Source organism: Ruegeria haliotis (assembly GCF_013377785.1).
Classification (GTDB): Bacteria; Pseudomonadota; Alphaproteobacteria; order Rhodobacterales; family Rhodobacteraceae; genus Ruegeria; species Ruegeria haliotis.
In genome coordinates this window covers 1-14,376 of record NZ_JABXWT010000014.1, presented here as the reverse complement: position 1 = coordinate 14,376, position 14,376 = coordinate 1, and the positions used below count along the sequence as shown (strand labels likewise).

At 53.6% G+C, this 14,376-nt stretch carries 11 protein-coding genes; 6 read left to right on the top strand and 5 right to left on the bottom strand.

Annotated elements, in window-relative coordinates:
* The first annotated feature begins 20 nt into the window (after positions 1 to 20).
* From HW561_RS18125 to HW561_RS18115, 3 genes are read left to right on the top strand one after another with little or no spacing between them, the layout of a single operon-like run.
* Complete coding sequence (locus tag HW561_RS18125) at positions 21 to 686, top strand: TRAP transporter small permease (protein WP_176866786.1); 666 nt, start codon at positions 21 to 23, stop codon at positions 684 to 686.
* Complete coding sequence (locus HW561_RS18120; RefSeq protein ID WP_176866785.1) at positions 686 to 2,044, top strand: TRAP transporter large permease; 1,359 nt, start codon at positions 686 to 688, stop codon at positions 2,042 to 2,044. The genes HW561_RS18125 and HW561_RS18120 overlap by 1 nt, the downstream gene beginning before the upstream one ends.
* A gap of 11 nt (positions 2,045 to 2,055) precedes the next feature.
* Entirely contained in the window at positions 2,056 to 2,835 is a 780-nt protein-coding gene (locus HW561_RS18115; RefSeq protein WP_176866784.1) for an IclR family transcriptional regulator, read from the top strand.
* A 588-nt stretch (positions 2,836 to 3,423) separates the two neighbouring features.
* On the opposite strand, the gene HW561_RS18110 is transcribed toward HW561_RS18115, so the two are convergent.
* From HW561_RS18110 to HW561_RS18090, 4 genes are all read right to left on the bottom strand, one after another.
* Positions 3,424 to 5,256, bottom strand: coding sequence for a glycosyltransferase (locus tag HW561_RS18110; protein ID WP_235962973.1), 1,833 nt, complete (start codon positions 5,254 to 5,256; stop codon positions 3,424 to 3,426).
* A gap of 153 nt (positions 5,257 to 5,409) precedes the next feature.
* Complete coding sequence (gene glf, locus HW561_RS18100; RefSeq protein WP_176866781.1) at positions 5,410 to 6,567, bottom strand: UDP-galactopyranose mutase; 1,158 nt, start codon at positions 6,565 to 6,567, stop codon at positions 5,410 to 5,412.
* Between the two features lie 89 nt (positions 6,568 to 6,656).
* Positions 6,657 to 7,553, bottom strand: coding sequence for a hypothetical protein (locus HW561_RS18095; protein WP_176866780.1), 897 nt, complete (start codon positions 7,551 to 7,553; stop codon positions 6,657 to 6,659).
* Positions 7,550 to 8,350, bottom strand: coding sequence for a glycosyltransferase family 25 protein (locus HW561_RS18090; RefSeq protein ID WP_176866779.1), 801 nt, complete (start codon positions 8,348 to 8,350; stop codon positions 7,550 to 7,552). Before HW561_RS18090 ends, HW561_RS18095 begins: the two co-directional genes overlap by 4 nt.
* A gap of 604 nt (positions 8,351 to 8,954) precedes the next feature.
* Between HW561_RS18090 and HW561_RS18085 the strand changes: the two genes are divergently transcribed.
* Positions 8,955 to 10,739, top strand: coding sequence for an ABC transporter ATP-binding protein (locus HW561_RS18085; RefSeq protein WP_176866778.1), 1,785 nt, complete (start codon positions 8,955 to 8,957; stop codon positions 10,737 to 10,739).
* Between the two features lie 274 nt (positions 10,740 to 11,013).
* On the opposite strand, the gene pdxR is transcribed toward HW561_RS18085, so the two are convergent.
* Positions 11,014 to 12,504, bottom strand: coding sequence for a MocR-like pyridoxine biosynthesis transcription factor PdxR (pdxR, locus tag HW561_RS18080; RefSeq protein ID WP_176866777.1), 1,491 nt, complete (start codon positions 12,502 to 12,504; stop codon positions 11,014 to 11,016).
* Between the two features lie 132 nt (positions 12,505 to 12,636).
* On the opposite strand from pdxR, the gene HW561_RS18075 reads away from it, so the two are divergent.
* Both HW561_RS18075 and HW561_RS18070 read left to right on the top strand, forming a co-directional pair.
* The gene (locus HW561_RS18075) at positions 12,637 to 13,953 is read left to right on the top strand and encodes a uroporphyrinogen decarboxylase/cobalamine-independent methonine synthase family protein (RefSeq protein ID WP_176866776.1); all 1,317 of its coding nucleotides are present in this window, start codon (positions 12,637 to 12,639) and stop codon (positions 13,951 to 13,953) included.
* 255 nt (positions 13,954 to 14,208) lie between these two features.
* A partial coding sequence (locus HW561_RS18070) for a transposase (protein WP_176866775.1) occupies positions 14,209 to 14,376 on the top strand: 168 nt, incomplete at its 3' end.

Genomic DNA, 14,376 nt, shown 5'->3' with positions numbered 1-14,376 from the left:
CGACTGGGAGGACGGGGTTCATGTCGTTTTGGGCAGATATCGGCGCAATATTCAGCGCCTTACTCAGCCAGGATTCGTTCGAGATACAATCCGCATTGGAGTCTGACGCAACATGGGTCTTTGGCGCTGTTGTGGCCGCTTTAGGCGGGCTGCTGGTGATGATGATCTATCGCAAAGTCCCGCTCATCGAGCGACACTTCGAACGGTCCGTGATGGTCTATTCTTATCTGGCCATTGCATTGATCATTTTCTGGGGCGTCATCGACCGCTTTGTTTTCAACGATCAAGAGCCATGGTCAACGACCATTCCCCCGCTTTTGTTCATGGTCATGGCATGGTTCGGCGCGTCCTACAATGTACGTTTGCGGACCCACCTGAGTTTCAGTGAATTCCGCTCTGCGATGCCGCGTGGCGGGCAACTGGCTTGCCTTTCTCTGGATGCTGTCTTGTGGTTTATTTTTGCCGTCATCGTCATCGTCACGACCTCGCGACTGGTGGCTTTATCGGCCTCTAACTTTCAGATCGTGCTGGGCACCGACAACGTCATGCAGTGGTGGTTCTTACTTGCTGCACCCCTGTCGTTTTTCCTTATGGTTGGGCGCGTGTTTCAGAACCTGGCAGACGATCTTCACAACTGGAAAACCGGTGAGCCGCTGATCAAGCAAGCCGTGATCGGGGCAGACTGATGACAGACGGAACATGGGTTACACTGATCTCTCTCGGGGTTACTTTTCTTTTCATGCTGGGCGTTCCAGTGTTATTGGTCATCGGCTATTGGGTGATCGGCTGTTCGTTTGTCCTTGGCCTGACGCTGGACAATATGGGCGCGGAATTGTTGAACGTTTTCAACAAAGGTTTCGCACTACTGGCGATGCCGCTGTTCATTCTGACAGGCGATCTGATCAACAAGTCCGGCATCGCGCGCAGGCTTAGCGATTTTGCATATGCCTGTCTGGGATGGTTACGCGGAGGGCTGGCCATGGCCTCGCTTGGGGCCTGCGGGCTGTTTGCGGCAATCTCGGGGTCGAACTCGGCAACCACCGCGACCATAGGTTCGATGTTGCACCCTGAAATGGTCAAAGGCGGCTATGACGAACGCTTCAGCGCCGCAACTGCCGCCGCAGGTGGCACCGTCGGGATCATTATCCCGCCGTCGATCATCTTCATCGTTTATGGGTTCCTGATGAACCTGCCAATTTCCGAATTGTTCGTAGCTGGCATAATACCCGGAGCTTTGATGGTGATCGGCATGCAGCTTGCCTGCTGGATCATCTGCCGGATCAACGGCTGGGGTTATCTGATCCCCTTGCAACTGAACCGCATCCTAAAGACCGCATTCGGCGCATGGCTTGGTTTCTTTGCCATCGGCCTGGTGCTTTGGGGCATCTACACAGGCAAGTTTTCCCCGACCGAAGCGGCAGGCGTTACCGTAGGCTTTTGCGTGATTGCTGGCCTTGTGAGTTATCCGATCAACCGCATCATGGGCGCGCGCGATGATGTCTCGCCGGTCGACAAGAGCTTTGCGGAAATGCTGGTCGTCGAAGGGTTCACGATCCCGGAAATCCCCTCAATTGTAATCCGCTCCGCCCAAATCACCGGCATCCTCGCGCCACTGATCGCCATTTCGGTTGTCATGCAACAGATCCTGTCGCTGCTGGGTGCGCAACAAACCATCGGAGACTTTGTGACTTCCATGGGCGGCTATTACGCGGTTCTTTTTACGTCGATGGTCATTGTCTTTTTCTCCGGGATGGTGCTGGAAAGCCTTCCGGTGACAATCATCCTTGCTCCGATCCTTGCGCCCATTGCGGCATCCGTCGGCGTTGATCCCATCCACTTCTCTGTGATCTTTCTGGTCGGCGCTTCGATCGGTTTCATCACACCACCTTACGGTCTTAACCTTTATGTCGCATCAGGCGTAACAGGCGTGCCCTACTTCCGCCTGCTGCGGTACACGGTGCCCTATTTGATTGCGTTGCTTTCGGTATGGATATTGGTTTCACTGGTACCGGATCTGGCCTTGATACTGCTGCCAAACAACTAGACTGTAGCGGGATGAGAAATACCGACGCCCCAGAAAAAGACACCCAGATACCGACCAATCTGCGCTTGCTGCTTATCATCGAGGAAGTGGCAAAGCGTGGAGTAGCAGTAAAGCCGTCGGATTTGATCGATGCACTTGGTTTGGCAAAGCCGACGATCCACCGGTTGCTGCAAACAGCCGAGGCTGAAGGGTTTCTCCAACGTGATCTGGATGGCCGGTCCTATGGTCCCGGACCCCGTATGCGGCAACTGTCGGTCAACACAATGTCCGCCGAGCATCTGCGAACCGCGCGCCTTGCGATTCTGCAGGGCGTCGCCGACGAGATCGGAGAGACCTGTAATCTTGCTATCCCTGACAGAGAGGGGATGATCTATCTCGACAGGGTCGAAACCAAGTGGCCGCTGCGAATTCAGTTGCCAATTGGGACCCAGGTGCCTTTTCATAGCACCGCAAGTGGGAAGATGTATCTGTCCACCCTTCGTCAGAACACAATGGATGGCTATCTTTCCGCGCGGAAATTGCTTCCTCATACAGAGCGAACACTAACTGATCCCGAGGTTTTGCGCGATGAGATGCAACGCATTTCGCAGAACGGATACTCGACCGACAACGAAGAATTCATGCCCGGAATGGCGGCCATCGCGGTTCCGATTTTAGATGGGCAAAAGAGACTGGTCGCTACATTATCCGTTCATGCGCCCACCCAACGCCATGATTTGGACAGCTTGATGCAATTCCTGCACATTTTGCAGGATGGAGCACAGAAGTTATCAAGCTTGCTCTTGTCTTAGGTAAATTTACGAAGTCCTCTTGGCTTCGGACGGCCGCCAAACCAGAGGACGCACTTACTCGAATTCAAGGTCTGGTTCGCCTTTCCACGCTGAAAGGCGAACGGGCGGTGGTTGAACGGGTCCGTCAGTTGGAATGCACCGTTTGATGATCCATGGCTGGAAGTGAGTGCTGTTGGTAGGCGTTTCTGATATCTTCAAACAGCGCGACAAAGGAACCTCAGAAAGAGAAGAACAAAAGGGCCGCTGGCCGAACGCCGCAACCAAATTTAGTGTACCGAGATCACCTACCTGCCCATGCATCGTGGGGTGCTGTATGTTGTCGCGATCATCGGCTGGTACCCTCGCAGGGTTTCGTTTTGGAGAACATCAAACACACTGGGCCCCGACAGCTGTGCGAGGTATTGGACGAACCGATACGGAAACTGCTCAAACATTGTGGAGTAGATTATCAACCGATACCAATCGCCTCCACTACGCCATGACCAAGCTGTTCAACCCTGATATGGACATGCAACCAGCCGGGTGGAAAATGAGCGCATCTTGAAAAGGCGGGGAGCCAATCAAATTGGAAACACCCGCCTGCTTATTTCATTCTGCAGCTTCTTGCTTCCCATCGCTTCCGGATGTCATCGCCAGTTTCTCTCTCCAGTAACCTTCACTGGTCAGGTAACTATACTTGTCTCGATAAAGGGACAGCAGGCGGTCATAGTCCTTGAGAAAACGCCGCGAATTCCCCATCAGGCGCCAGATCTGCTGCAAAGCGCGACGCTTTGAATGGCGGACGGTGTAACATCTGTCTTGTGCAGAATTCAGGTAGGTGATCTCTCTCGCGCCCCAAGCAAAGGCGATATCGACTCTCTCATCCGCCCTGACGGTAATCCTACGACCAAAGTATCCGAACCAGGGTATCAAATGCCCATTCAAGGTAAGTTTACCCAGCAATCGCACACCTTTACGTGCTTTCTTTTTACGCACTTGCCGCAACTTCGAGGGGCTTTCCAGTACTTGCCAAGCCTCATCCCGGGTCAACGCCTTCAAGTCGGCGCGCCGTTGCGCCATATCGGCATTGCGATCAAAAAACTCCGGTCCTTCCATCACGTCTTCGAACGCCAGATTGAGGGCTTCCAAAGTGTCATAGTGCATCCGTTGCAGATTGCGCATCACAAAAGATACGGCAATTTTCAGAACGCCCCAACGGCCAATATCGAGCACCGGCAGGCTGAGGTGATGTGCCATATGGCTGCGCAAATCCAGATACAAAGTTTGCGGGCTTTCTTTCTCGGTGAAGCTTTCTTGGAAAGAAACCACACCGTTGAGGGTGACGATGTTAAAATCGTTGGCCAACGAAAAAGAAATATCATCGCCGCGCACAAAAAATGGGAAAGCCAGATGTTTTGCCTCTTCCAGCGGGAAGGCGAAAAACCACCACGCACCATAAAAATTATCTGGAGCCGGTTCGATTGTCTGGTTTTCCATTGAAACCACTTGATCGAGTTCCCGCAGGTCTGAGCCCATGTGCAGCGGTCTGCACCGGCTGCGGAAAACCGCGCCATTTTCCCAAATCTTCCAACGGCAGTGTTCACTGATCATCGCCCCGGCAACCGCCGTTTTCGGATCACGGGCATACGCCAGAAGCATCCAGGTCCGCTCAAGGCTTTCCATATGGATCGAGGCATCATCATCCATGAACAAACAATGCGTGGCTCCGCGCGCGCGCGCTTCCAAAAGACCGCGGGTAAAGCCACCGGCACCGCCAAGGTTTTCATTGGGTATCAGGCTGACGCCTTCCGGCGGAGACAAATCAACCGTCTGACCATTGTCGGTAACGATCATCTGCACATGGTCCTTCAACCATGACTGTTCCCGGAAGGCGGTAAAGCGTTCAACAGTGCGGGTCACTTCGGCTTCGCGGCGGAATGTGGTAATGGCAATAGCCATATTGGGCTCGCGTTGTGCTCGGTCAGCAGTCTGCCAGCGAGCGGAACGCAGTTCGCCCGTACTCAACGCGCGCAACTCAAAAAACAACACACCATTACCAAATGGCGCGCGCAGTAGATGGGATAGGTCCAATTCCAGCAATTCCTCCTTGGGGAATTGGACATATTCACAGAGGACCTGCTCTCTGGACTCGGCATTTGTCGCCAACGTTACGGCCAGCTCGAACTGCCCCGACCCTTCCAACTGCAAAACGAGGGATTGAAGGGCACAATCCTGTACCCAGCGCCCCAAATTGAACAGGTTGAACCAAGTATCAAATGAAAGGCCTGCCCCGGTTGCCAAATGAACGCTTTGGCGCTCGACCGAGACGGCCGCAGCCCCTTCGGTGCGCAGATACAGCTCGCGTTCCGTGCAGATTCCCAGCTCGGGCCACATCAGCGATTGCAGCGTGGTCATTCCACCCGTTTGCCTCTGATCGGCCATTTTCTAACTCCTTTGTCAAACAGACTAATGGAATAGTCTCAATTTCTGCTCCTTAGTGGAGCGGCTCAGTCAAGTACAACGCATCTCCGAATAGATGCAGATGCCGCCTAGAAACCCGCGTAAACTAGTAACATTAGGTGATTTCGGACCCTTTCAGAGGACCGAAACAAAAAACGGTGTCAGCGCCTTGCCTTCGGACACTGCCTCCAGCGCCGCTTTTGCGGTATCCAATGATTCTCGGATGGTGACGTCCATGTCCAGATAGCGATACGTGCCGAGACGCCCTACAAAGGTAACATTCTGCGCCTTGTTGGCCCGCTCGACATATTCGTTCAGCAGTGCTTTTTCTTTCACCTGACGGATTGGATAATAGGGAATATCGTCAGGTCCGGCCGCGCGGGAAAACTCGCGGTAGCATACCGACCCATCATGCGCTTCCCAAGGAGCAAAATGCTTATGCTCGGTAATGCGGGTATATGGCACTTTTTCCTCGCCGTAGTTCATGACCGCACAGCCCTGATAATCTCCGTCATAGGTGAAGCGTTCAAAGTCAAGCGTGCGATATCCAAGACGACCCAGCTCGTAATCAAAATAACCATCCAGCGGGCCAGAGTAGAAAACGTGATCGAACTCGTCGCTCATGCTGCGCTCGAAAGTGGTGTTCAGCTTCACCGTGATCGACGGGTGATCAAGGATACCCGCGATCATGTCCGTGTACCCATTCTCGGGCATACCCTGAAATTTGTGAAAGAAGTAGTTGTCGTCGTAGTTGAACCGCACCGGAAGACGTTTGAGGATCGACGCAGGCAGTTCAGACGGATGGCAGCCCCACTGTTTGATGGTGTAGCCCTTGAAGAACGCCTCGTACAAATCACGACCAACAAAGCGCATCGCCTGCTCTTCGAAACTTTGCGGGTCAGCGATCGACGTGTCGGCCTGTTCTTGCGTGATAAAGGCGTGCGCTTCGTCCGGGCGCATGGTCTTGCCGAAGAACTGGTTGATGGTGTGCAAATTCACCGGCAGCGAAAAGACCTGACCCTTGGAGGTTGTCTTGACCCGGTTCTTGTAGGGCAGAAAATTGGCGTAACGATTTACGTAATTCCAAACTTCTTCGTCGTCCGTATGGAAGATGTGTGGCCCATAAACGTGAACCATGACATCAGTGTCGGCATCACGTTCCGTATGACAATTGCCACCGATATGACTGCGGCTGTCCACGATCGTGACTTCGTGCCCATGCTCTGCCAGCTCGCGACCGATCACCGCACCGGACAGTCCGGCACCAACCATCAAGAATTGACGCGTTTTCATTTAGATACCTTCTCATTTCGGCGTTGACCGTCCGCTTTGTCTGCGGACAACACATTATTTGAAGTGCAGACTGACCTGTTAATCGCAGATCAGTTTTGCACCTTTGCTGATTTCAGCGAAATCGTTGTCATATCCAATGGCTTGCTCAACTGACGGCGGGCGATCTTGAAAATCCCCGCCCGCGCTTCGCTGGCGCTGCGAAAATTGGACAGAACCGACATCCAGCCGCGACACATGCGCCACCCTACCTGGATCCGGCCCGAAATCGGCTGCCCTCCCTGTAAAATCGCCGCATACACGACAGGAACAGTGCGGCGCGACAGATCAAACATATCCTTGAGCACCGCCTCTTCCTCTTCTGAACTGAGCTTGCTGGTCTCTGCCATAACCGCCTTCAGGTTCTTTCCGATCGGCCGGGTATGGTGCATTGCGATCTCATCGAGAATGGCAGTGCGAAATGCTCCGGCTTCTGCCCAGCGACACCAGATATAGTCCAACCCATACCCGCTCATCGTGCCTCGGAATAAAGGCAGGGCTTTCATCAGGATATCCCGGTGCATGCACGGGGCCATAATCTCGATGTAGTTGGTGTACCGCAACACGAAACCCGGGCATTGACTGAATACGAAGTGAGAGAAATAGCTATCCAGGGTTAGTGACGGTTGTGCTATACGCAAACCATATACCAGCATGGACTCGAACAAAGCGTTCACATCCGATGCACTGATATCCAGATCGTCATCCGGAAGCCAAAAATAGTCATACTGGCTCAGGTCGCGATCAGAAAGCGTTCCGAACAGACCGTCCCATTTACCGCCTTTTACCAATACAGCCTCGACGCCGGGCTCCGGTACAAATCTTGCGTAGGCGTCATCTGAAAAATAGCTGACCAGAAGATCATAGTTACGATCTTCATACCCGATCTCTTGCCACCGATGATGCAATGACTTGCTGCCGGCGCGGACAACCACAAGGTTCTTCTTCATATACGGTTCCGAACCTGATGTTCGCCCCGCAACAAGGGGCCAAGGCCTTCAATCATCTCTGGCTTCAAGGGATGGCTCAACCGTCCATAAGTGTATCTGGATTGATAGAGAAGGTTTCGGACAAATCTGCTTAGCGTTGATCCGGTTTTGGCCTCCCGACGGCACGCTTCGATATTGCTGTCAAACGCCTCGCGCTCTGCAACCATCTGCTCCCGAAGCGTCAGGATAGGCACCTTGTGCTCCCAATAGAACTTCAGATCTATGTCAACCGGCCGCGAAATCGGAGCATCAAGTTCCACCAATCGTGCTGCGGCGCGTCGACCAAGAATGTACCCTGTGGTTCTGGGTGGCAGGCGATCAGACAGTATAAGGTTTTGTTTCCCGATCGTTTTCAACACCTGTGCAGTTTTGCAAGGCACGCCATCCAATTTGATCATGACGTCTTCGAAACACTCGGGACATTGACCAATGGCATCCAGAAAGGGCCTGGGGTCTTGAACAAATGTCGCATCATCTTCCAGAACAAGGCATAGATGATCCTCCGAGGCAGCGACCTTCTGCCAGATCTGACGATGCCCCAACGTGCAGGCGACCTCACTGCGGCTCAGCGGGCGTTTGAACTTACTGCGGTTCATTTCGGCATCATAAATCCGCCGCATGTCAGCCTCTTCCAGCTGATCGCCGGGAATTGCATCAGAGAATTGATGCTCCAAGCCAAGATGCGCAAGCTCGCTCTCACAGGAGCGTCGCCGCGCCACATCTTTTGGCAGACTCAGAATGATGGCCTTGATTGACAATTGCTACCACCGAAAAAAATTTGATGCGTTACTAGAAGTCGTATTTGACAAGTACAAGCAATAATAACGGCTCCATTAACCAATACCCAACACAGCAACCCATAGCGGCAATAATCCGCTCTGATTTGCAACTCAAACTTGCAGTTTACCGGACAATCCAGAAAAATATAGTGCAACAAAGAGCTTGCGGGAAACTACCACACTGAGACTTCCAAATCAAATCCTGGATGGCAGTTGAATTACCGATGCAAAAGTCGCTGTGGCTTCGAAGTCACCCAATCTGCGCAAGGTAAATCGCGCAGAACCCTGATCAGCGAAGTGCATCAAAAAATCGACAGGCCGATGCACCAAATAGAAAGGGAATATTGGCCGTTCAACTGCATGGCATTTACACGACTCGAAGAAAGGATTCGGACGTCGTATTGGCGGTATCAGGTAACCCGGCTAAATTCTGCACGCTTGCTTATCCCGAGCCCAGTAACTAACTAGCGATCTCTAAGCGTTCGGAAAGGGCAAGTCCGCCACCTTGCATCATCTACCCTTTAGGCTGAAACGATTATAGGCTATCTGAGCGAGCGCATGGTTTCATGATCTGGAGAATGCAATGGTAAAGCGCGCTTGGAACAAGTGGCGATCAGGCTATATGGGCCGCCTCATCGGCGAGAGCTTTTATGCGCAGGGCGGACTGTACGGCGTTGCGATTTTTGCAATGATCATGGTCGCAGTGACGACCGCAGGCTCGGCCTTCATGATGGAGTACATTGTTGACGCCATGACCAACCCCGAGATGCGTGGTTGGGCTCATATAATTGCTCTGGGTGTTGTTGGCCTATTCCTTGCCAAGGCGGTCGCGTCGTATATCCAGTCCATGTATCTTGCCCGCGCGGGCAATCGGATTGTTGCTGCGCAACAAGAACGAGTTTACCGCAAACTGCTGAACCATGGCATCGCATTCTTTAGTGCGAACGAGTCGTCCGATCTTTTGATGCGAACAACCAACGGCGCGCAAGCCGCGCGTCAACTTATCGATGTGCTGGTCACAGGTTTCGTACGTGATGCGCTGACGCTGGTGGGGCTTGTCGTTGTCATGGTTTATCAACAACCCATACTGTCGATCATGTTCTTCGTCATGGGTCCGGTGGCCTTGTTGGGGGTTCGCTATCTGTTGAAAAGCGTGCGCGCCATTATGCAGGCAGAGTTCAAATCGCTGGCTGAAATCATCCGTGTCCTGCAAGAAACATCCGCTGGCATCAAAATAATCAAGGTATTTTCGCTGGAAGACCGGATGATCGACCGCATGGAAACCGCAATTCGCAAGGTCGAACAACGCTCGAACGACATCGCCAAACTGCAATCCATCGCCAGCCCGCTGATGGAGTTTCTGGCCGGGTTGGCCATTGCCGGCGTTCTGGTCGTCAGCACTATGGGGCTTGCAGGTAGCGAGCAACCCACGGCCGGTCAGTTGATGTCCTTTATTACCGCATTGCTGATGGCGTATGAGCCTGCCAAACGCTTGTCAAAGATGCGCGTAAAGATCGAGGCCTGTATGGTCGGGGTTGGCATGCTGTTCGGATTGCTGGATCAGGAAGACACGATGCAGGAAAGCCCTGACGCGCATGATCTGCTCGACGGACCGGGTGAGATCGCCCTGCGCAACGTGACTTTTGGCTACCACGGCGCCATTCCGGTCATCGAAGAAATGGATGTGACCTTCGAAGCCCGCAAAACAACCGCGCTGGTGGGGCAATCCGGCGGCGGCAAATCAACGATTTTCGGCTTGATCATGCGGTTTTATGACCCCGACCAAGGCGGCGTTGAAATCGATGGTCAGGACTTGCGTGGCATCAGTTTTGCATCGCTGCGCCGAAAGATTTCATATGTTGGACAGGATACCTTCCTGTTTTCAACTTCTGTGATGGAGAACCTGCGCTGTTCCGCGCCGGATGCCACGGATGAAGAAGTCGTCGCCGCAGCACAGGCCGCCCACGCGCACACATTCATCAGTGAGCTGCCCGAAGGATACAACACGCATGTTGGCGAGAACGGAACGTTCCTGTCCGGCGGTCAGAAGCAGCGCATTGCAATCGCCCGAGCCATATTGCGAAAAGCTGAAATTCTGCTGTTGGACGAGGCAACCAGCGCGCTGGACGCAGAGTCCGAATCTTTGGTCAAAGAGGCTCTTGATGCGTTGACGCAGGATGTGACCGTGATCGTGATTGCCCACCGTCTGTCCACTATTCTGGAGGCGGACAATATCATGGTCGTACAGGACGGCGCGGTTATCGAGCAAGGCAATCTCGATGAGCTGATGCAAAAGAATGGCAGGTTCCGCAGCCTGTTCGATCAGCAATTCAAAAAGCACGAACCAGGCGCCGAAGTCGAAGCATAAATCTCTGCCTCGGGTCTCAAGAGGGTCGGTGTGGGGCAAAACCTTGTGTCACAGGTATACTCTGGCTTTAAGGCCTGCGTGTTCAGATCCATGTTCGGTCATTCCGCTACGACAAGGAGGTAACTACCACGCTGCCCGCGCTTGATCTGACATAATTGCTAAGCGGAACAGTCGACTTTCGACCCGAGCTTACCGACACGCAAGGCGCTCCGTCTTCTGTGACGCGAGAAGCGCCCTGATGGCAATCGTAAGCATCATCAACCCTCACCGGCATTTATCGCCAGCGCTTTAGGTCAGCCAGCGTTTCAGACAGGCGTTTCACCAGTTTCGGAATACGGTTTTCACTGACTCCGGAAAAACCCAGAACAAGGGCTGGATCGGCAATGGCCTCGGTCGCGTAGACCGACAGCGGCAACGAGTCTATCCCGGCCTCCAGCAGGGCGGAATGCGCCACCTGATCATCTAAACCGCCCCTGAGCCATGCCAGCATGTGCATGCCGGCGTCTGTTGGCTGAACATCGACATGATCTGCACAATCCTGCTTCAGGCACTGAAACAAGGTGTCGCGCCGATCGCGATAGATTCTGCGCATTCTGCGGATATGCTCGACGAAACACCCATCATCCATGAACCGGGCCAGAGTGTGTTCGACAACCGCCGAGGAACTCTGGCCCAGAAGATTTCGCGCCTTGGCGAACGTGTCGGTAAGCCCGGGGGGCAGTACGATGTATCCAATCCGAACAGAGGCAAACAACGATTTCGAAAACGTCCCGACATAGAAAACCCGTCGTTCCGTATCCAGCGCGCTAAGGGCCGGCAAAGGTCTACCGCGGTACCGGAACTCACTGTCGTAATCATCTTCAATGATCCACGCGCCGTTTTCTTGCGCATAGTTCAGGAGCGCCAATCGCCGTGTAAGGGACATTGTGGTTCCCAAAGGCTGCTGGTGCGACGGGGTCGTGAAAATAATCGTGGGTCTGGGGTGGCGGGATATCGCATGGTCAAGATCCAGCCCCTCGTTATCAATCGGTACGGGCGCAATCTTTGCCCCCATGGCCTGCATGACGTCGCGCCCGGCAATATGACCGGGATTTTCATACCAGACTGTGTCTCCTTGGTTCAGCAACACAAAGGAGATCAATACAAATGCCTGTTGCGCGCCAGATGTGATGACAATCTGATCAGGATCGACCTGCATGCTGCGCGCGTCCGTCAGATGCCGGGCGATTGATGCCCGCAAAGCCGCGCTTCCAGTGACTGATCCATAGCTGAGATTGCGGCGCTCATCGCAGGCCATCGCCTCTGCAAGATACCTGTTCCATGTTTTCACGGGGAACAAATCCAGCGCGGGTACGCCGGGCCGAAACGGGTCCGTTTCTCCGTGGCGGGCTGTGGCTCTGGACGACATGATCGTTCTTGCCCGCCCGGAAATCTCAACGCCCGACGATTTTATCCGACGTCGTGGTCGCTGATTTTCAGGCGCAGTTTTCAGATCCAGCTCGTGGGATACGAAAGTCCCAGCACCGGTCCTTGCTTCGACATATCCTTCGGCGACCAGCTGCTCATATACGGATTTCACCGTAATGCGTGACACGCCGAGGCCTAGCGCCAAGTCGCGCGTCGACGGCAGTTTCTGTGCTGGTCGCAACGTCCCATCAAGGATCAGCCTGCGCAAAGCACTATCAAGTTGACGATATATCGGGACGGGCGCAGCACGATTTATGCGAATGTTCTGCAGTAACGCGTCTTTGGGAGGCTTCAGCATCAGTGCTCTCAGAATGGGTCTATAGAAATTCTTGAATTGGGTATATTCTATCTATCCAATTCAGAATAGCCGTTTTGTAAAATTAGGTCCGGTCCGTTGCGACCGAAGTAAGACAAAAGGCGATGCTGAACCATGACCGATCTGGAAGACTATCCATTCCCAAAGGGGTTACATCTTCTGCGACGCTGGCAAGCTGATGACCCGGCCGCCAAAGAAGAAATCACCAAATTTCTTGATTCTGCCATCGCAGGTGAATTCGACGAGAATTTCAAAATCGATGCGCCTGCGGACAAGGTGCATTCAACCGCTTCAGTCCACATGCTGGCACTGTCCATTCTGCATGACCTCTACGGAATTGAAACGCACGAGTATTACCACGAAGACCCCTATCGTTATGTGCGGGCCAATCTCGCCATCAGCCGCCTTTTGGGGATCAGCAAGTTTTACATGACCTGGGCCCTTTACGCCTGGACCTGCGAACCCCTGGGACAGGCAATGATGTATCCGGACAAATTTCCACCCGGCGCTGACCCCGATAACATGCTGATCAACAAGGACAACTGGCGGGAATTGACAACGCCAGATTTCACATCGGGTGTGCCGCTGGCAATCGATAATATCCTGCGGGTTACACAGGAATTGACGGGGGCCAGCCCGACATTGCAGATTACGGCCCCCTATAGCCTGGCTGCGGATATCTACGGTCAGGAACCTTTGCTGGCCGATGTCGTCAATGATCCCGACAACGTGAACGCCCTGTTAAACCACTTGGGCGACACGGTATTGGTGCCTTGGATGGACCACCACTTCGAGACCTTCCCCGACGGCTGGGTAGAACTGTCGGACGCGTCGGGTTCACCCTTTTTCATCGGGCCCGAGAACTGCAAGACCATGTCGATCCGTTCGATCCGGCACATGCTCCGAGACAGACCCTATGCCGACCGTGTTTTTGACAACAACTATCGCGGTGATTTCGTAGCCGAGGTCAAGAAAAAGGGCCGATCATCACGCCGCCGTGGGGCTGTCAGTGCCGACACAGCTGCTGGAGACAAAGGCGGACTGCTGGAGTTGACAGAGGCAAAGGTCAGCGTCAATCCGCTGTTTATCATGCGACTGGAAGCCGACAAGGTAGACGTGTCCTTCTATGAAGAACAGGCGATCCAGCGAAACATGCCTTTGACCATTGGCATCGGCTCGCCTGAGATCGACCGGAACAGCATCGAAGACCTGCAGGCCGTAAAGACCGAGACAGCGGCGAAGGCCGGGCTTTTCGTGGCGGCGATCAAGCGGGTCTGCGAATCCGTGGATCTGCCCGATGACAACCACGTGGGACAGTCCTGGCCAAGCCATATCTATTTCGAAGACGTCAACGGACAGTCGCAATTCGAATTGGTTGAGTTGATTTTGAACGAAGTCAGGAATTGCCCCCCGATTGAACGCCAGAACTGACACCGGGTCGCGCCGGACAAGACGAACAGTTTGCTAGTCAAAGCCGGGTGTCCTGAGCAAGTGCCTTTTAGCTGCACTCAGGATGCCCGACACTTGCCCTGACAATTGAACTACCCGTGCACTGTCAATGTTCAGGCGATAACGCAGCTTTCGCCTGCTGCCTTCCAGTTTCTTCACCGCCTGACAGGTCATGACCCAGCCCCCTGAAATCAGGCCCTTGAGGTGTTAGTAATCCGTCCAAGAAAAGGATGGATCATGAAACGCAGATTTTCAGACGAACAGATCATTGGAATGATCAAGGAGTACAAGGCGGGCGTGAAAGCCCAGGAGCTTTGTCGCCGCTACGGCATCAGTGATGCGACTTTCTACAAATACAAAGCAAAGTTTGGCGGCATGAACGTGTCGGATGCCAAGAAGCTGTGG